Genomic DNA, 17,390 nt, shown 5'->3' on the forward strand with positions numbered 1-17,390 from the left:
AAGGGCCGTGCCGGGGTCAGACCGTGCCTGCTGCGCGCAGGCTGGCGATGGCCGCGGTGTCGTAGCCCAGGCTGCCGAGCAGTGTCTCGGTGTGTTCACCCAGCGCCGGGCCAACCCACTCGGTGGAGCCGGGGGTGTCCGACAGCTTGGGCACGATGCCCGGCATGCGGAACGGCTTGCCGTCCGGCAGTTTGGCCTGCAGGAACATTTCGCGTGCCAGGTACTGCGGGTCGTTGAACATGTCCTCGGCCGAATAGATGCGGCTGGCCGGTACTTCGGCGTTGTTCAGTGCTTGCATCAGCTGCTCCAGCGGCAGGCTGTTGGCCCAGCGGTCGATTACCCCGTACAGCTCGTCACGGCGCAGGTCGCGGCCATCGTTGGTGGCCAAGGTCGGGTCGTCGGCCAGGTCGTTGCGGCCGATGGCTTGCATGAAGCGCTTGAAGATTGCATCGCCGTTGGCGCCGATCTGCACATGCTTGCCGTCTGCGCTGGTGTGGATGGAGGAGGGCGTGATGCCCGGCATGATGTTGCCGGTACGTTCGCGGATAAAACCGAACACATCGAACTCCGGGACCATGCTTTCCATCATGGCGAAGATCGCTTCGTACAGGGCCACATCCACCACCTGGCCCTGGCCGCCGTTGACTTCCCGGTGCCGCAGCGCCATCAATGCGCCGATCACCCCCCACAGGGCAGCAATCGAGTCACCGATGGAAATGCCCGTGCGCACTGGTGGGCGGTCGTCGAAGCCGGTGATGTAGCGCAGGCCGCCCATCGACTCGCCCACGGCGCCGAAGCCTGGCTGGTCTTTCATCGGCCCGGTCTGACCAAAGCCCGACAGGCGCACCATTACCAGGCGCGGGTTGAGTGCGTGCAGCACGTCCCAGCCCAGGCCGAGTTTTTCCAGCACGCCCGGGCGGAAGTTCTCGATCAGGATGTCGGCCTCGGCCAGCAGGCGCTTGAGAATCTCGCGGCCCTCGGGGTGCTTGAGGTTGAGGGTGAGCGATTGCTTGTTGCGAGCCTGCACGAACCACCACAGCGAGGTGCCCTCGTACAGCTTGCGCCATTTGCGCAACGGGTCGCCGCCATCGGGCGATTCGACCTTGACTACCTCGGCGCCGAATTCGGCGCAGATGCGCGAGGCGAACGGGCCAGCGATGAGAGTGCCGAGTTCGACAACTTTGAGACCGGCGAGGGGTTTGCTGGGCGTAGTCATGGGGCATCCGTGGCAGCTGGGCAGATGCGTGGTTTTATCATAGGTCCGAAGCGGCAGATACTGCTGCGGGGCAACGAAGGGCAGTATCGGTTAGACTGTGTCACTTTTTCTCTGCGCAAGAAGCCCGTCGACCATGGCCCAGCCGTCTACCACCTACAAATTCGAACTGAACCTGACCGACCTCGACCGCGGCGTGTACGAAAACGTCCGTCAGACCATTGCACGCCACCCTTCGGAAACCGAAGAACGCATGGCCGTGCGCCTGCTGGCCTACGCCCTGTGGTACAACGAAAACCTGTCGTTCGGCCGTGGTTTGTCTGATGTGGACGAGGCGGCGCTGTGGGAAAAGAGCCTGGACGATCGCATCCTGCACTGGATCGAAGTGGGCCAGCCGGACGCCGACCGACTGACCTGGTGCTCACGTCGCACCGAGCGCACCAGCCTGCTGGCCTACGGCAGCCTGCGCGTATGGCAGAACAAAGTGGTAGACGCGGTCAAGGGCCTGAAGAACCTGAGCATCGCCGCCGTGCCGCAGGAGGTGCTGGAAACCCTTGCCACCGACATGCCCCGTACCATCAAGTGGGACGTGATGATCAGTGAAGGCACCTTGTTCGTCACCGACGACCGTGGCCAGCACGAAGTGCAGCTGGAGTGGCTGCTTGGTGAGCGCGGCTGAAGCACCCCATGCGTATCGAACCTCGCCCGCTGCCGCCGACCCTTCCATTCCTGGGTAATCTGCCACCCTTGCTGACCCGCCTGTACGCCGCGCGCGGCGTGCAGAGCGAGGCCGAGCTGGACAAAAGCCTCGCGCGCCTGCTGCCGTACCAGCAGCTCAAGGGCATCGAGGCCGGCGTGGACCTGCTGGTCGAGGCTATCGACCAGCGCCAGCGCATCCTCATCGTCGGCGACTTCGATGCCGACGGCGCCACTGCCAGTACTGTCGGCGTGCTGGGCCTGCGCCTGCTGGGCGCGGCCCACGTCGACTACCTTGTGCCCAACCGCTTCGAATACGGTTACGGGCTGACCCCGGAAATCGTCGAGGTGGCGCTGCAACGCCAGCCGCAACTGCTGATCACCGTGGACAACGGCATTTCCAGCGTCGACGGTGTGGCTGCCGCCAAGGCCGCCGGGCTCAAGGTGCTGGTCACCGACCACCACCTGCCGGGCGCGGAGTTGCCCGACGCCGACGCCATCATCAACCCCAATCAGCCGGGTTGCAGTTTCCCGAGCAAGGCACTGGCCGGGGTAGGGGTGATCTTCTATGTGCTGATGGCCCTGCGTGCGCGCCTGCGCAGCCTGGGGCGCTACGAAACGCAGCCGCAGCCGAACATCGGCGAATTGCTCGACCTGGTTGCCCTGGGCAGCGTCGCAGACGTGGTGCCATTGGATGCCAACAACCGCATCCTGGTGCACCAGGGTCTCGAGCGCATTCGCGCCGGGCGCGCCCGGCCGGGGCTCAAGGCCATTCTTGAAGTGGCCCGTCGCGATCACCGGCGCATCACCTCGACCGACCTCGGCTTCATCCTGGGCCCGCGGCTGAACGCTGCCGGGCGCCTGGACGACATGAGCCTGGGCATCGAATGCCTGCTGTGCGAAGACGCGGCCCTGGCCCAGGACATGGCCCAGCAGCTGGATGACCTGAACCAGGACCGCAAGTCCATCGAACAGGGCATGCAGCGCGAGGCCCTGGCCCAGCTCAAGGACCTGCCTGTCGAGTCGATGCCATATGGCCTGTGCCTGTTCGATGCCGACTGGCACCAGGGGGTTATCGGTATTCTGGCTTCGCGCCTGAAGGAGCGTTACCACCGGCCGACCATCGCTTTCGCCGACGCTGGCGAGGGCATGCTCAAAGGGTCGGCGCGTTCGGTGCCGGGGTTCCATATTCGCGATGCGCTGGATGCCGTGGCGGCGCGCCACCCGCAACTGATCAGCAAGTTCGGCGGCCACGCGATGGCGGCGGGATTGTCGTTGCCTGAGGCCAATTTCCCTGCATTTGCCGAGGCGTTCGATGAAGAAGTACGACGCCAGCTGCGCGAAGAGGACCTGACCGGTCGGCTGTTGTCCGACGGCAGCCTGGCGGTGGAGGAGTTCCACCTCGACCTGGCCAAGGCCCTGCGCCATGCCGGGCCCTGGGGGCAGCACTTCCCTGAGCCGCTGTTCCATGGCGTGTTCCAGCTGGTGGAGCAGCGCGTGGTAGGCGAGCGGCACCTGAAGGTGGTGCTCAAGAGCGAGTGCGGTTCGGTGCGGCTGGATGGCATTGCCTTTGGCATTGACCGCGAAGTGTGGCCGAACCCGACGGTGCGTTGGGTCGAGTTGGCGTACAAGCTGGATGTGAACGAGTTCCGTGGTAATGAAAGTGTGCAGTTGATGATTGCCCACATGGAGCCGCGCTGACTGCAATTCCGGGGCTGCTTTGCAGCCCATCGCCGGTGAGCCAAGCGCGATCCCTGTGGGAGCGGGCATGCCCGCGAACACCGGCAAAGCCGGTGCCATCCACTGAGTCGCCTTCTTCGCGGGCACGCCCGCTCCCACAGGGCCTTCGGCGGGCTTGAGACTTGTGCTGTACCTGTGGGAGCTGGCTTGCCGGCGATCACCGGCGAAGCCGGTGCCATCCACCGCGTCGCATTCTTTGCGGTTAAAAGCTATCAGCTGAGCTCAGATAGCTTTTTTCGCTGCCGGTTTTGCCAGTGCATCACACCTGCTGCGCCAAACGAGGCCAGGCTAAGCAGTGAGAAAAACACAGTTCCCTCCAAAAGTGCGCGATTGTATATTTCGATCACATACTCCTTGAGGGATGGCTCATACAGGACTTCGTTATCGGTCGATAGCCGCCTGACGATTGGTCCGGACAAAGCATCCTCGATCTCGACGAAGAGTGGTGTTTTCTTATTGATGTTGGCAGCATCATAACGCGTTTTTTGAGCATATATCCGACGTCTGGTAACTTGTCCGCTTGGCTCTTTGTATGCAATACGAAAAGTGTAAAGCGACTTGTCGTAATCCCAGGTTTCAGGTGCAGATGCAAGCGCTGCTCTAACGCTTACCCAAGGAGCGGTTACAGGCTCTGGTGCTTCTTTCCACACTGTAAGGTGTGCGAGTGCAAGACAGGCAAAAAAAGTGCCTACGAATAACAGGGATGTTACCCGTTGAGCCGGATCCAAAGCACGCATCATTTGGAGCCACGACGACCAAGTCAGCATCGGAAAGAATCTCTCGGCTCGATTTGTTTAACGGTATTTGTCTTGCTGCGGAGCGGAGCAACAGGCATATTTGTCTTGACCTCCACCTATTATAGTGGTGATCGAGGGGGTTGGCCCTGTCGGTACTTGCCCATTAATGCTTTCGATTCCTATTGTTATCGAAGCTCCCCCTCCATTTGCAGGAGGGTTAGGAGGTGCAATAGGTGGGTTGACGCCTCCCGGCTGTATTATTGGCTGATCGATAGTGAATGATTCTAAGGTTCTGGTGTCCAGTTTGATCTCCAAGGTGTCCGGGTTCCACGTGATAACTTGTATTAGTCCCCCAAAATGCTCATGTATAGATTGTGCGTCTGTTATTGTCAGATTCGGCGCCAGTATCGGATTCGCGGTCTCTTTCGTTATGTCGTGTTTAATGAGTGCGTCGATTATAGGAGTGATTGTTTTTTGGATTTTTTCTGCCAGTTCCGAATTGTAAGTTCCAATTAGGCTAGCTCCCAGTGATATGGCGGTGAAAGTGAGTGCGGCCCAAGGTGCAGCTATTAGTATTGCGAAACCCGCAACGACGCCTGCTACATTACCTACAAGGCTGACGTAGTCTCCTATATTAGGTTCGTCGTTAGGTTGGTATTCGGCAACAATTTTCAGAAAGGTTACCGTGCCCGCCAAAGTGTTGGTAACGATATTTATAAACGGAACTGCGCCTGCAGTCATTTGCGTAACTGACAGTACAGAAGCAATTGCGCTGGTTGTCTGGGCACCCTGTACTACAAGTGTGAAACCCTGCTTGTCAGTGTTGAACTGATCGTGAACTGCGGCGGCTGCGCCTGCTTGGAACCCAGGCCTCCCCACCCTATCCACCATGGCGACGAATATCTCGACCCGTTTAGTCATATTTTAAAATCCTTGTTTATTGTCTTGAAAGCAATGGTGGTGCGCAGACGGTCGCAGTCTATGGTTGGTGATTTAGCTCGGTGCGGCATTTCACCGTCGAAGATTGCGATACGCCTTGGCTTGGGTAACGCCGCGGCGATAACGTCCGTCTTGGCGTCATTGCAGAATAAAAGCTCACCTCCCCACGTCGTAGCCCAGTAGTCGTTACAGAAGAGCACTGCGGTATACCCCGGCTCGCCTGGCAGGTTATCTCGGTGAATCGGGCTGTCCTGCCCGAAGGTTTGGCCGTTTGCATACACGCCGATCAGTCTGGAGTTTTTCATATGCACAGCACATAGACGTTTCCAGATGTTGATGAGGAATCCCCAGCGCTCGTTTGCAACCAGTTCTTGCTCACAACATTCCAGTGATTCACGCTTGCTTCCTGCAATGAAAAAATGCCAGCAGGGGCGAGCGAAGGGCGTGGAGTTTACTGGCCAGTCGTATCTCCATAGGGTATGTGAGAATGCGTTGTTGAGTTTGGCTTGTTCATCAGATGTAATAGCATCGTCTAGAATGCTTACATCTCTAGATGTAAATTGTCTCGTCATTTTCTATGTCTCAAGTTTTGTACATGCCTTGAAGGCTCTTGCCCAAGTAGTGCTGGCTGACGCAGTGAGACATTAGTGACTTGGTGTTGTGGGGGGCGATAGGATGTGGGGCTTACCGATTGAGAAGATTTTCCGACCCGGATGTGGCTTTTGAGGAAATTGGCTGTGGGAAATTTCCTATTGCCCCGGCGCACCGGGGCGACAAGGTATACATGGGTGTGGCAACCCATTTATGTTTGGAGTAATTACTGGCCTCTAGAAAATAACAGTAACGTCAACGAGCCATACCTAACTCGGCATCATCCATCAGTGCCTTGGCCATCGCACTGAGATAGTGCGCAGCCCAGATCATCATGGGCTTCTCATCCATCAGCCCGACGATGGTCAACTCCCGCACATAGCCCATCAATTCCGAAGCCTGATCACGGGCGTCTCGGCACGGAATGCCCGCTTCGATGCGAAATAATGGGTGGGTCTGGTTTTCACCCTGAAAGAAAGTGGTCTTGCCGACGGTGAATTGGGTGTCGTCTGTCTTCATTGATTCCTCTCCTGATCATTCTGAGCGCTTTGTCGAAGGAGAAGAAATGAGGGGCGATCAGGGACTGTCTTTTTCATATCAATCACTCGTATGGTTGCTGATTGACCGCCTCTCCGATTCCACACGAAGGGTGGCAGTTGTACGCGGTGTGGAATCCAGGCTACGAGTAAACCCGGTAGGCTTTGCGGCCTTCCGCGCACAACTGCCATGACGACAGCTACTCGATAATTGATCGGGATTCCACCCCCGGCCGCTGAATGCCAGCGACCAGCAAAGGCTAGAGAGTCAGGATTCCAGTAACAATCAGACGCGAGTCGACAGGGCTTGTAGGGTATTTCCTCAGCTTAGGCTTCACCAGATCGGGATCGTAGGGATTATCTGAAATGCCTGTCAGAGTGCCTGCCTGTAGCGGCGGTCAGGGCTGCCAGGTGCCTGCCTTGAGAGTGATGTTGCCTAGGAGATCGAGCGCCGCCCGCGCGGCGCTCGATCTCGTAGGCGCCACCACTCTCGATCCAACCCCCCTCGCATCCCACCCGAAATCCCATGGAACCTCCCCCCCAACCATTCTGGTCTAGTCTGAAGTTATGACCGGACCTGGGCCAGGGATGTGCAATTGAGTGTCCGGGCCGGATCACCATTGGAGTCCTTGGGAGGTGCCCTCATGAGCCTGCTGCTCGAGCCTTACACCCTGCGTCAGCTGACCCTGCCCAACCGCATCGCCGTTTCGCCGATGTGCCAGTATTCCGCCTTCGATGGCCTGGCCAACGATTGGCACCTCGTCCATTTAGGCAGCCGCGCCGTGGGTGGTGCTGGCCTGGTAATCACTGAAGCCGTGGCGGTGACCGCCGATGGCCGCATCACCGCTGAAGACCTCGGCCTGTGGAACGACGCTCAGATCGCCCCGCTGCAACGCATCACCCGTTTCATCACCGCCCAGGGGAGCGTGCCCGGCATCCAGCTGGCTCACGCGGGGCGCAAGGCCAGCACCTATCGCCCATGGCTGGGCAAGCAAGGCAGCGTCAAGCTCGAGGAGGGCGGCTGGCAACCGGTGGGCCCGTCGAAAATCGCCTTCGACCCGCAACACACGACGCCGCACGAGTTGAACCACAACGAGATTCAGGCTGTGATCGACGCCTTTGTCGCCTCGACCGAGCGTGCCCTGAAGGCCGGTTTCAAAGTGGTCGAGATCCACGCCGCCCACGGCTACCTGTTGCACCAGTTCCTGTCGCCGCTGAGCAACCAGCGGCGCGACGAATATGGCAGTTGCTTCGAAAACCGTATCCGCCTGACCCTGCAGGTGGTCGAGGCCGTGCGCAAGGTCTGGCCTGCCGAGTTACCGCTGTTCGTGCGGGTATCGGCGACCGACTGGGTCGAGGACGGCTGGAACCCGGATGAAACCGTCGAACTGGCCCGCCGCCTGCGTGGCTTGGGCGTCGACCTGATCGACGTTTCCTCCGGCGGCACCTCGGTCAACGCCGAAATCCCCACCGGCCCCGGCTACCAGACGCGCTTCGCCGAGCGTGTGCGCAAGGAATCGGAAATTGCCACCGGCACCGTGGGCATGATCACCGAACCGGCCCAGGCCGAGCACATTCTGCGCACTGGCCAGGCCGACATCATCTTCCTCGCCCGCGAACTGCTGCGCGACCCGTACTGGCCGCTACACGCCGACGACGACCTGGGCGGCAACAAGGCCACCTGGCCAGCGCAATACCAGCGCGCCACCAGCCGGGCCAACCCGATTCACGAGTCGGATTTGCGCGACTAGGGTCTACCTGTACTGGCCTCTTCGCGGGTGAACCCGCTCCCACAGGTACATCACTAACCTCAAGGGCTGTGATGTACCTGTGGGAGCGGGCAAGCCCGCGAAGAAGGCGGCTCGGTGTTTGGCACCGGCTTCGCCGGTGTTCGCGGCGGTTCGACGCCTCGATGACCCCGCCCCTACAACGACCGCGTTGGCTTCTCAACTCAGCTATAGGCAGCTTTGCTGAGGATATCGCTTACCCACTGGTTGATACTCTTCTCTGCCAACTCGGCCTTGGCGGCCACGCTGGCATGAAGGGTAGGTTCGAGTCGCAGGCTAAGTTTGCCAGAGTAGGTCTTCTGCGGCTCGCGGCCCAGGCGTTCGCAAGTCTCAAGATAATCGTCCACGGCTTCTTCGAATGCCTGGCGCAACTCACTGATGGATTCGCCGTGAAAACCGATCACATCGCGGATACCCGCAACGTGGCCGATCAGCAACTGGTCTTCGTCGCTGTATTCGATACGAGCGGCATAGCCGCGGTAAGTCATGACATTCATGGTATTACTCCTGCCTGCTCAAGGAACTGGCGGGCGTCTCGTAGTTGGTAGGGCTTTGCGTGCCTGTCCGGATGAGGGCGGTGGAAGGTTGCCACTGCTCCATTGAGTTCAAAGCGAACCCGTGACCCTCGTCCTTCAATCACTCGGGCACCCAGGGATACCAACAGTGATTCCACTCGCGCCCACTCCAGCGTCCTGGGAACCGGCCTTTTCAGTACTGCTTCAAGTGTGGCTTGCTGATGATTATTCTTGGTATCAGATTATGATACCAGCAAGCATGGCTCAATGGATGAGCAGTAGGAGGGAGTAGATCAAGCTTGAAGGAAATGTCTGAGATGTTAACCGAGGGGCAAAGCCCCTCGGTTAACGGTTCGGTCAATGTTTGATCATCACATGCCGCACACAGGTATAGTCCTCCAGCCCATACATCGACATGTCCTTGCCATACCCCGAATGCTTCTGCCCGCCATGGGGCATTTCGCTGACCAGCATGAAGTGGGTGTTCACCCACGTGCAGCCATACTGCAGGCGCGCCGCCAGGCGGTGAGCGCGGCCGGTGTCGCGGGTCCATACCGATGAGGCCAGGCCGTAGTTGGAATCGTTGGCCCATTCCAGCGCCTGCGCTTCGTCGCTGAAGCGGGTCACCGACACCACCGGGCCGAACACTTCGTTGCGCACGATTTCGTCATCCTGCAGCGCATCGGCCAGCACCGTCGGCTCGAAGAAGAAACCGTCGCCATCAATCGCCTTGCCACCCGTCACCAGGCGAATGTGCGGCTGGGCAACCGCGCGTTGCACCAGGCCCGCGACCTTGTCGCGGTGCTGGGAACTGATCAGTGGCCCCAGTTCGGTGTCCTCGGCTTCCTGCGGGCCCGGCTTGAGGCTGGCCACTGCGGCCCCCAGGCGTTCGACGAAACGCTCGTAGATGCCATCCTGCACATACAACCGACAGGCCGCGGTGCAGTCCTGGCCGGCGTTGTAGAAGCCGAAGGTACGGATGCCGTCGATGGCGGCATCGATGTCGGCATCGTCGAACACCAGCACCGGGGCCTTGCCACCCAGTTCCATGTGCATGCGTTTCACGCTGTCGGCGGTGGCGCTGATGATGTGCGCGCCGGTGGGGATCGAGCCGGTCAGCGACACCATGCGCACCTTGGGGTGGTTGACCAGCGGGTTGCCGACTGTCTGACCGCGGCCGAAGAGGATGTTCAGCACCCCCGGTGGCAGCAGGTCCTGGGCCAGTTCGCCGAGGCGCAGGGCGGTCAGCGGGGTCAGTTCGGAGGGCTTGATCACCACCGTGTTGCCGGCAGCCAGGGCCGGGGCGATCTTCCACGCCAGCATCATCAACGGGTAGTTCCACGGCGCGATCGAGGCCACCACGCCCAGCGGGTCGCGGCGGATCATCGACGTATGGCCCGGCAGGTACTCGCCGGCTGCCGAGCCGCCCAGGCAGCGCGCCGCACCGGCGAAGTAGCGGAACACGTCGGCAATTGCCGGGATCTCGTCATTCAGCGCGGCGCTCAGCGGCTTGCCGCAGTTCTGCGATTCCAGCCGGGCCAGTTCATCGCCATGGGCTTCGATAGCGTCGGCCAGCGCCAGCAAGGCCTGCGAGCGTTCCTTGGGGCTGGTTTGCGACCAGCTGTCGAAAGCCTGGTCGGCGGCGCGCACGGCGCTGTCCACCTGGGCCTCGCTGGCTTCGTTGATCTGCGCCAGGGCACTGCCCAGCGCCGGGTTGAGCACGGTCCAGGCCGGGCCTTGGCCAGCGACCAGCTGGCCATTGATCAGCATCTGCGTTTGCATCGGGGAATCCTCCAGGGTCATTTGCCGCTGCCCGCGACGCTTTCGCCGCCACGGGTCAGGTAATAGGCGCCAAGGATTGGCAGCATGGTCACCAGCATCACCAGCATGGCGACCACGTTGGTCACCGGCACGTCGCGCGGGCGGCTGAGCTGGTTGAGCAGCCAGATCGGCAGGGTGCGTTCGTGGCCGGCAGTGAAGGTGGTGACGATGATTTCGTCGAACGACAGGGCAAAGGCCAGCATGCCACCGGCCAGCAGTGCCGAGCCTAGGTTGGGCAGGATGATGTAGCGGAAGGTCTGCCAGCCGTCGGCGCCGAGGTCCATCGAGGCTTCGATCAGGCTCTGCGAAGTACGCCGCAGGCGAGCGATCACGTTGTTGTAGACGATCACCACGCAGAACGTGGCGTGGCCGACCACGATGGTGAACACCCCGGGCTCGATCCCCAAGGTCTTGAACGCCGAGAGCAGGGCGATGCCGGTGATGATGCCGGGCAGGGCGATGGGCAGTATCAGCATCAGCGAAATGCTCTCCTTGCCGAAAAAGCTGCGCCGGTACAGCGCCGCCGAGGCCAGCGTGCCGAGCACCAGGGCGATCAGCGTGGCCAGGCAGGCCACCTGCAGTGACAGCTTGATCGCTTCCAGCACATCGGGCCGGGCGAAGGCCACGGCGAACCACTTAAGGGTAAAGCCCTTGGGCGGGAAGCTGAATGCCGCGTCTTCGGTGTTGAACGCGTACAGGAAGATGATCAGGATCGGGAAGTGCAGGAACAGCAACCCGCCCCAGGCGGCCAGGCGCAGCCCGGCCGAGGCTTTTTCAGAGTGCATCGAAGGCCCCCAGTCGCTTGACGATGGACAGGTACACCGCAATCAGCACGATCGGCACCAGGGTGAACGCAGCGGCCATCGGCATGTTGCCGATCGCCCCTTGCTGGGCATAGACCATACTGCCGATGAAGTAGCCGGGCGGGCCGATCAGCTGCGGTACGATGAAGTCGCCCAAGGTCAGCGAGAAGGTGAAAATCGAGCCGGCGGCAATGCCCGGAATCGACAGCGGCAGTATCACCTGCACGAAGGTTTGCCCAGGCCGGGCGCCGAGGTCTGCCGAGGCTTGTAGCAGTGACGGCGGCAAGCGTTCCAGCGAGGCCTGGATCGGCAGGATCATGAACGGCAGCCAGATATACACGAACACCATGAAGCGCCCCAGGTGCGAAGTCGACAGCGTGCTGCCGCCCACGCCCGGCACCGCCAGCACCGTTTGCAGCAGGGCATCCAGATGCAACTGCTGGACGAACCACTGGGCCACGCCGCCCTTGGCCAGCAGCAGGGTCCAGGCGTAAGTCTTGACGATGTAGCTGGCCCACATCGGCATCATCACCGCTATATAGAAAAACGCCTTGGTCTTGCCGCTGGTGTAGCGCGCCATGTAGTAGGCGATGGGGAACGCCAGCACCGCACTGGCCAGCGACACCGCCAGCGCCATGCCCAAGGTGCGCAGGATGATGTCGAAGTTCGACGGATTGAACAGCGCGGCGAAATTGCCCAGGGTCAGGTCCGGCGTCACCGCCATGGTGAAGTCGTCGAAGGTATAGAAGCCTTGCCACAGCAGGTTCAGCAGCGAGCCCAGGTAGATCGCGCCGAACCAGGTCAGCGGTGGGATCAGCAGCAAGGCCAGGTACAGGTTGGGGCGCCGGTACAGCAGGTTGGACAGGCCGCGCAGTGTGCTCATGTCAGCGGCCCTCGGTTTCCTGCAGCACCGTCATGGCTTCGCGGGGCCAGTGCGCCCGGACCCGTTGCCCGGGTTGCCACGCCTGTGCCTGCGCCTGCCAGCGGTCGTTGGCCTGGCTCACCGCCAGCAGCTGGCCGCTGTCCAGTTGCAGCTCGTAGCGGGTGGCACTGCCCTTGTACTGGATATCGCGCAGCTGGCCGCTGACCTGGACGTGCTGGCCGGCTGTGGCCGGGTCGCCGAGGCGGATGTGTTCGGGGCGGATGGAGAAGGGCGCGGGGCTGCCATTGAGCGCCGTGGCCAATTCGCCACGCACCACATTGGAGGTGCCGACGAATTCGGCAACAAAGGTGGTGGCCGGTTGCATGTAAAGGTTGCGCGGGGTGTCGACCTGCTCGATACGGCCGCGGTTGAACACTGCGACGCGATCGGACATCGACAGCGCCTCGGTCTGGTCGTGGGTGACGAAGATGAAAGTGATGCCCAGCTGGCGCTGCAGCTTTTTCAACTCGCCCTGCATCTGTTCGCGCAACTTCAGGTCCAGCGCGCCAAGCGGCTCGTCCAGCAGCAGTACCCGTGGCCGGTTGACCAGAGCGCGGGCCAGGGCCACGCGTTGGCGCTGGCCACCGGACAACTGCGCTGGCTTGCGCGCGCCGTAGCCGGCCAGGGCCACCATCGCCAGGGCTTCTTCGGCGCGGCTGTGGCGTTCGGCCTTGGCCACGCCTTTTACCTTCAGGCCGTAGGCAATGTTGTCCAGTACGTTCATGTGCGGGAACAGGGCGTAGTCCTGGAATACGGTGTTGACGTCGCGCTGGTAGGGCGGGACGCCCGCAGCCTCGACACCGTGGATGCGGATCGAACCGCTGGTGGGTTGCTCGAAGCCTGCGATCAGGCGCAGGCAGGTGGTCTTGCCCGAGCCAGAGGGGCCGAGCATGGAGAAGAATTCGCCATCGATAATGTCGATGCTGACCTGGTCGACGGCCTTGACCTCGCCGAAGGTGCGGGAAACCTGGGTGAACTGGACGGCTAGGGGCATGCATAGGCTCCGGACAACTGACTTAACCCTGCGCTGGCCTCTTCGCGGGTGAACCCACTCCTACAGGTTCATCACCGCCTGTAAGGGTGGCGCTTTACCTGTGGGAGCGGGTTCACCCGCGAAGAGGCCGGCACAGGCATTCAGGCAACCTCAGCGCCCACCCATGATCGCAATGTAATCCTGGGTCCAGCGGCTATACGGCACGAACTTGCCGCCCTGGGCTTGCGGGGTTTTCCAGAAGGCGATCTTGTCGAAGTTGTCGAAACCATTGGTCTTGCAGCCCTCGGCCCCCAGCAGCTCGCTGCCGGTGCAGGCCGCCGGCACCGCCGGCAACGAACCGAACCAGGCTGCCACGTCTCCCTGTACCTTCGGCTGTAGCGACCAGTCCATCCATTTGTAGGCACAGTTGGGGTGCTTGGCTTCGCTGTGCAGCATGGTGGTGTCGGCCCAGCCGGTCGCGCCTTCCTTGGGAATGGTCGAGGCCACGGGCTGCTTCTCGGCCTTCAGGCCGTTGACCATGTAGCCCCAGGAACTGGAGGCGACCACGCCTTCGTTCTTCACGTCGCTCATCTGCACCGTGGCGTCATGCCAGTAGCGGTGGATCAGCGGTTGCTGCTGGCGCAGCAGCTCCAGCACGGCCTTGTACTGCGCTTCGCTCAGCTCGTATGGGTCCTGGATGCCCAGCTCCGGCTTGGCCGTCTTCAGGTACAACGCCGCATCGGCGATATAGATCGGCCCATCATAGGCCTGCACGCGGCCCTTGTTCGGCTTGCCGTCGGGCAGGTTCTGCGGCTCGAACAGCACGCCCCAGCTGGTGGGCGCCTGCTTGAACACGTCGGTGTTGTACAGCAGCACGTTCGGCCCCCATTGGTACGGGGTGCCGTAGACCTGCTTGTCGACCACGTACCAGCCACCGTCCTGCAGCCGTGGGTCGATGTTCTTCCAGTTGGGGATCAAGGCGGTATTGATTGGCTGCACCCGCTTGCCCGCGATGAGCCGCAGCGAGGCATCGCCCGAGGCGGTGACCAGGTCGTAGCCGCCCTTGGTCATCAGGCTGACCATCTCGTCCGAGGTGGCGGCGGTCTTGACGCTGACCTTGCAGCCGGTTTCCTTCTCGAAGCCGGTCACCCAGTCGTAGGCCTTGTCGCTTTCACCGCGTTCGATGTAGCCGGGCCAGGCGACGATGTCCAGGCGGCCCTCGCCGGGGCCCAGGGCCTTGGGCGGTTCGGCAGCCTGCAGGCTGGCGCTGGCCAGCACGGCGCAGGCGGTTGCGCCGAGCAATGCGGTCTTGTGCACTGACATGGTGTTCCCTCTTATTGGAGATTTTGGTCGGGGCAGTCATCAAGCAAGCAGTGAAGCGATAGTCATGAACGTGGTGCGGTTATGCGCGGTATTGGCGATATCGAGTCTAGTTGGCTTTTTGCCAGCCAATGCAACATCCGGAAGCAAATCCCCCCGTGGCGATCGGGCGGGCAGGGCTTAACCTGACGGCTCCCTTGGCCAATGTGGAGACCGTTTGATGAATACCCGGGGATTGCTCGACCAGTTGCTCAAGTCAGGCCAGGACTTGCTTGCCAGCCAGGCTGGCAAGGGCAGCTCTGGCAAGCCAGGTACCAGTGCCGGCGGCCTTGGCAGCCTGCTTTCAGGTGCCGGTGGCGGCGCCCTGGCGGCGGGCGCCATGGGTTTGCTGCTAGGCAACAAGAAAGCCCGCAAATATGGCGGAAAGGCCCTCACCTACGGCGGCCTGGCCGCGCTCGGTGTGCTGGCCTACAAGGCCTACGGCAACTGGCAGGCGAGCCAGCAGGTGGCCGCCGCCGAGCCACAGACCGTAGACCGACTGCCGCCTGCCCAGGCCGAGCTGCACAGCCAGGCGGTACTTCGGGCGCTGGTTGCGGCGGCCAAGTCCGATGGCCATATCGACGAACGCGAGCGTGCGCTGATCGAGGGCGAGTTCACCCGCCTGGACAACGACCGCGAGTTGCAGCACTGGCTGCATGCCGAGCTGAACAAGCCGCTGGACCCGGCCGAAGTGGCCCGTGCCGCGCAAACCCCGGAAATGGCTGCCGAGATGTACCTGGCCAGCGTGATGATGGTCGACCAGGAAAACTTCATGGAACGCGCCTACCTGGACGAACTGGCCCGCCAGCTGCGCCTGGACCCGGCCCTGCGCCAGGAACTGGAAAGCCAGGTAAGGCTTGCCGCCGGCCAGTGATGGGGGCTGCGTTGCAGCCCATCGCCGGCAAGCCGGCTCCCACAGGGATCGCACATGCCCCGAGCTCATGCGGTCGAGGTGGGAGCCTGGCGTGCCGGCGATGGGCCGCACAGCGGCCCCAATGGCGTTGGGCACAAATGACCGGTCTGTCGGCAAGGTTACCTGGTTACCCCACATTTCAGCCGCATGAGCGCTGGGCGCCTGGGCTATACTTCGGCGATTTTTCCCGCTCGTTGTGATTTCCTGAGGGCTGAATGTGAAGAACTGGACCTTGCGCCAACGGATCCTGGCAAGCTTTGCCGTGATCATCGCCATCATGCTGCTGATGATCGTGGCCGCCTACTCGCGGTTGGTGACCATCGCATCCGCCGAGCAGGCAGTGGGGACCGACAGCATTCCCGGCCTCTACTACAGTTCGATGATCCGCAGTGCCTGGGTCGACAGTTACGTCACCAGCCAGCAGCTGGTGGGGCTGTCCAACCACCGCGAATTCACCTCGGCCGACACGGAGCTGTTCAAGAGCTTCCAGGACCGCCTGAAACAGCACATGGACAGCTACCAGGGCACCATTCAGGATGATGACGACCAGGCGCGCTTCGACACCTTCATCCAGATGAAAGATGCCTACCTCAAGATTGTCGACCAGGTGCTGGAAGCCTATCGACAGCGCAACTACGCCGAAGCCCAGCGGTTGATCACCGATGTGCTGACCCCGGCCTGGATCGAAGGCCGCAAGCACCTGAACGAAGTGATCGAGCACAACCGCGCCTCCGCCGACGCCGACACCAACGAGATTGTCGGCGCCGTGAGCACGGCCAAGGGCAGCATGATGGTTTCGCTGCTGCTGGCGATCATCGCCGCCGGTATCTGCGGCCTGTTGCTGATGCGCGCCATCACCGCGCCCATGCAGCGTATTGTCCATGCCCTCGACAAACTGCGCTCAGGTGACCTGAGCATGCGCCTGAGCCTGGACCGCAAGGACGAGTTCGGCGCCATCGAAAGCGGCTTCAACGAAATGGCCGAGGCCCTGGCCAACCTGGTGGCCCAGGCCCAGCGTTCGTCGGTGCAGGTGACCACCTCGGTGACCGAAATCGCTGCAACCTCCAAGCAGCAGCAAGCCACCGCTACTGAAACGGCTGCCACCACCACCGAAATCGGCGCCACCTCACGGGAAATCGCCGCCACCTCGCGTGACCTTGTGCGCACCATGACCGAAGTCACCTCGGCCGCCGATCAGGCCTCCAGCCTGGCCGGTTCCGGACAGCAGGGCCTGGCACGCATGGAAGAAACCATGCACCAGGTGATGGGCGCCGCCGACCTGGTCAACGCCAAGCTTGGCATCCTCAACGAAAAGGCCAGCAACATCACCCAGATGGTGGTGACCATCGTCAAGGTTGCCGACCAGACCAACCTGCTGTCGCTCAACGCTGCCATCGAAGCGGAAAAGGCCGGCGAGTATGGCCGCGGCTTTGCCGTGGTGGCCACCGAAGTGCGCCGCCTGGCCGACCAGACCGCCGTGGCAACCTATGATATCGAGCAGATGGTGCGCGAGATCCAGTCGGCGGTGTCGGCCGGGGTCATGGGCATGGACAAGTTCTCCGAAGAAGTGCGCCGCGGCATGTTCGAGGTGCAGCAGGTGGGCGAGCAGCTCAGCCAGATCATCCACCAGGTGCAGGCGTTGGCGCCGCGCGTGCTGATGGTCAACGAAGGCATGCAGGCCCAGGCCACCGGTGCCGAGCAGATCAACCAGGCGCTGGCCCAGCTCAGCGATGCCAGCACCCAGACGGTCGAATCACTGCGCCAGGCCAGTTTCGCCATCGATGAGCTGAGCCAGGTGGCCGCTGGCCTGCGTGGCGGCGTTTCGCGCTTCAAAGTCTGACTGCG

General features: G+C 61.8%; 17 protein-coding genes. 5 read left to right on the forward strand and 12 right to left on the reverse strand.

All coding sequences use genetic code 11. The annotated features are described in order from the left end of the window. Window positions 1–16: 16 nt before the first annotated feature. Window positions 17–1,216 carry a CaiB/BaiF CoA transferase family protein gene (locus tag IRZ77_RS21580; protein ID WP_046616089.1) on the reverse strand — a complete coding sequence of 400 codons (1,200 nt, stop codon included), beginning with the start codon at window positions 1,214–1,216 and terminating at the stop codon, window positions 17–19. Window positions 1,217–1,349: 133 nt separating this feature from the next. Here IRZ77_RS21580 and IRZ77_RS21585 point away from each other — a divergent pair, with 133 nt between their 5' ends. Continuing rightward, window positions 1,350–1,892 (forward strand): YaeQ family protein, encoded by a 543-nt coding sequence (locus tag IRZ77_RS21585; protein ID WP_013971198.1) that lies wholly within the window; start codon window positions 1,350–1,352, stop codon window positions 1,890–1,892. An 8-nt stretch (window positions 1,893–1,900) separates the two neighbouring features. Next, a complete protein-coding gene (gene recJ, locus IRZ77_RS21590; RefSeq protein WP_085601932.1) occupies window positions 1,901–3,610 on the forward strand; it encodes a single-stranded-DNA-specific exonuclease RecJ in 1,710 nt (569 codons plus the stop codon). A gap of 251 nt (window positions 3,611–3,861) precedes the next feature. On the opposite strand, the gene IRZ77_RS21595 is transcribed toward recJ, so the two are convergent. The 4 genes from IRZ77_RS21595 to IRZ77_RS21610 form a co-directional block, all read right to left on the reverse strand. After that, window positions 3,862–4,389 carry a hypothetical protein gene (locus IRZ77_RS21595; RefSeq protein WP_173015137.1) on the reverse strand — a complete coding sequence of 176 codons (528 nt, stop codon included), beginning with the start codon at window positions 4,387–4,389 and terminating at the stop codon, window positions 3,862–3,864. A gap of 54 nt (window positions 4,390–4,443) precedes the next feature. Then, window positions 4,444–5,307 carry a hypothetical protein gene (locus tag IRZ77_RS21600; RefSeq protein ID WP_108480358.1) on the reverse strand — a complete coding sequence of 288 codons (864 nt, stop codon included), beginning with the start codon at window positions 5,305–5,307 and terminating at the stop codon, window positions 4,444–4,446. Further along, the gene (locus IRZ77_RS21605) at window positions 5,304–5,897 is read right to left on the reverse strand and encodes a 2OG-Fe(II) oxygenase (protein WP_085601935.1); all 594 of its coding nucleotides are present in this window, start codon (window positions 5,895–5,897) and stop codon (window positions 5,304–5,306) included. Before IRZ77_RS21605 ends, IRZ77_RS21600 begins: the two co-directional genes overlap by 4 nt. Window positions 5,898–6,171: 274 nt before the next feature. Then, window positions 6,172–6,435 (reverse strand): DUF3077 domain-containing protein, encoded by a 264-nt coding sequence (locus IRZ77_RS21610; protein ID WP_075043948.1) that lies wholly within the window; start codon window positions 6,433–6,435, stop codon window positions 6,172–6,174. Window positions 6,436–7,096: 661 nt separating this feature from the next. Here IRZ77_RS21610 and IRZ77_RS21615 point away from each other — a divergent pair. Further along, entirely contained in the window at window positions 7,097–8,203 is a 1,107-nt protein-coding gene (locus IRZ77_RS21615; RefSeq protein ID WP_085601936.1) for an NADH:flavin oxidoreductase/NADH oxidase, read from the forward strand. 200 nt (window positions 8,204–8,403) lie between these two features. Here IRZ77_RS21615 and IRZ77_RS21620 read toward each other — a convergent pair whose 3' ends face one another. The 7 genes from IRZ77_RS21620 to ydcS form a co-directional block, all read right to left on the reverse strand. Then, window positions 8,404–8,736 carry a type II toxin-antitoxin system HicB family antitoxin gene (locus IRZ77_RS21620; protein WP_003252175.1) on the reverse strand — a complete coding sequence of 111 codons (333 nt, stop codon included), beginning with the start codon at window positions 8,734–8,736 and terminating at the stop codon, window positions 8,404–8,406. Continuing rightward, entirely contained in the window at window positions 8,733–8,951 is a 219-nt protein-coding gene (locus IRZ77_RS21625) for a type II toxin-antitoxin system HicA family toxin (protein ID WP_085601937.1), read from the reverse strand. Before IRZ77_RS21625 ends, IRZ77_RS21620 begins: the two co-directional genes overlap by 4 nt. Window positions 8,952–9,111: 160 nt before the next feature. Further along, complete coding sequence (locus IRZ77_RS21630) at window positions 9,112–10,536, reverse strand: gamma-aminobutyraldehyde dehydrogenase (RefSeq protein ID WP_085601938.1); 1,425 nt, start codon at window positions 10,534–10,536, stop codon at window positions 9,112–9,114. Window positions 10,537–10,553: 17 nt separating this feature from the next. Further along, window positions 10,554–11,360, reverse strand: a complete 807-nt coding sequence (locus tag IRZ77_RS21635) for an ABC transporter permease (RefSeq protein ID WP_046616095.1) — start codon at window positions 11,358–11,360, stop codon at window positions 10,554–10,556. Further along, window positions 11,350–12,261, reverse strand: coding sequence for an ABC transporter permease (locus tag IRZ77_RS21640; protein ID WP_046616096.1), 912 nt, complete (start codon window positions 12,259–12,261; stop codon window positions 11,350–11,352). Before IRZ77_RS21640 ends, IRZ77_RS21635 begins: the two co-directional genes overlap by 11 nt. A gap of 1 nt (window position 12,262) precedes the next feature. Continuing rightward, entirely contained in the window at window positions 12,263–13,294 is a 1,032-nt protein-coding gene (locus IRZ77_RS21645; RefSeq protein ID WP_196174413.1) for an ABC transporter ATP-binding protein, read from the reverse strand. A gap of 150 nt (window positions 13,295–13,444) precedes the next feature. Beyond that, on the reverse strand, window positions 13,445–14,596 hold the full coding sequence (gene ydcS, locus IRZ77_RS21650) for a putative ABC transporter substrate-binding protein YdcS (protein ID WP_046616098.1): 1,152 nt from the start codon (window positions 14,594–14,596) through the stop codon (window positions 13,445–13,447). Window positions 14,597–14,813: 217 nt separating this feature from the next. Between ydcS and IRZ77_RS21655 the strand changes: the two genes are divergently transcribed. Further along, on the forward strand, window positions 14,814–15,506 hold the full coding sequence (locus IRZ77_RS21655) for a tellurite resistance TerB family protein (RefSeq protein ID WP_046616099.1): 693 nt from the start codon (window positions 14,814–14,816) through the stop codon (window positions 15,504–15,506). A 256-nt stretch (window positions 15,507–15,762) separates the two neighbouring features. After that, on the forward strand, window positions 15,763–17,385 hold the full coding sequence (locus tag IRZ77_RS21660; protein ID WP_046616100.1) for a methyl-accepting chemotaxis protein: 1,623 nt from the start codon (window positions 15,763–15,765) through the stop codon (window positions 17,383–17,385). The last annotated feature ends 5 nt before the right edge of the window (window positions 17,386–17,390 follow it).

The sequence above is a fragment of the Pseudomonas pudica genome, assembly GCF_015680405.1.
Taxonomy (GTDB): Bacteria; Pseudomonadota; Gammaproteobacteria; order Pseudomonadales; family Pseudomonadaceae; genus Aquipseudomonas; species Aquipseudomonas pudica.

What these genes read in the sequence shown, in the direction of transcription:
- IRZ77_RS21605 (WP_085601935.1), bottom strand. Translation starts at nt 5,897, where the DNA reads ATGACGAGACAATTTACATCTAGAGATGTAAGCATTCTAGACGATGCT.
- recJ (WP_085601932.1), top strand. Translation starts at nt 1,901, where the DNA reads ATGCGTATCGAACCTCGCCCGCTGCCGCCGACCCTTCCATTCCTGGGT.
- IRZ77_RS21630 (WP_085601938.1), bottom strand. Translation starts at nt 10,536, where the DNA reads ATGCAAACGCAGATGCTGATCAATGGCCAGCTGGTCGCTGGCCAAGGC.
- IRZ77_RS21615 (WP_085601936.1), top strand. Translation starts at nt 7,097, where the DNA reads ATGAGCCTGCTGCTCGAGCCTTACACCCTGCGTCAGCTGACCCTGCCC.
- IRZ77_RS21595 (WP_173015137.1), bottom strand. Translation starts at nt 4,389, where the DNA reads ATGATGCGTGCTTTGGATCCGGCTCAACGGGTAACATCCCTGTTATTC.
- IRZ77_RS21610 (WP_075043948.1), bottom strand. Translation starts at nt 6,435, where the DNA reads ATGAAGACAGACGACACCCAATTCACCGTCGGCAAGACCACTTTCTTT.
- IRZ77_RS21580 (WP_046616089.1), bottom strand. Translation starts at nt 1,216, where the DNA reads ATGACTACGCCCAGCAAACCCCTCGCCGGTCTCAAAGTTGTCGAACTC.
- IRZ77_RS21585 (WP_013971198.1), top strand. Translation starts at nt 1,350, where the DNA reads ATGGCCCAGCCGTCTACCACCTACAAATTCGAACTGAACCTGACCGAC.
- ydcS (WP_046616098.1), bottom strand. Translation starts at nt 14,596, where the DNA reads ATGTCAGTGCACAAGACCGCATTGCTCGGCGCAACCGCCTGCGCCGTG.
- IRZ77_RS21655 (WP_046616099.1), top strand. Translation starts at nt 14,814, where the DNA reads ATGAATACCCGGGGATTGCTCGACCAGTTGCTCAAGTCAGGCCAGGAC.
- IRZ77_RS21635 (WP_046616095.1), bottom strand. Translation starts at nt 11,360, where the DNA reads ATGCACTCTGAAAAAGCCTCGGCCGGGCTGCGCCTGGCCGCCTGGGGC.
- IRZ77_RS21640 (WP_046616096.1), bottom strand. Translation starts at nt 12,261, where the DNA reads ATGAGCACACTGCGCGGCCTGTCCAACCTGCTGTACCGGCGCCCCAAC.
- IRZ77_RS21620 (WP_003252175.1), bottom strand. Translation starts at nt 8,736, where the DNA reads ATGAATGTCATGACTTACCGCGGCTATGCCGCTCGTATCGAATACAGC.
- IRZ77_RS21600 (WP_108480358.1), bottom strand. Translation starts at nt 5,307, where the DNA reads ATGACTAAACGGGTCGAGATATTCGTCGCCATGGTGGATAGGGTGGGG.
- IRZ77_RS21645 (WP_196174413.1), bottom strand. Translation starts at nt 13,294, where the DNA reads ATGCCCCTAGCCGTCCAGTTCACCCAGGTTTCCCGCACCTTCGGCGAG.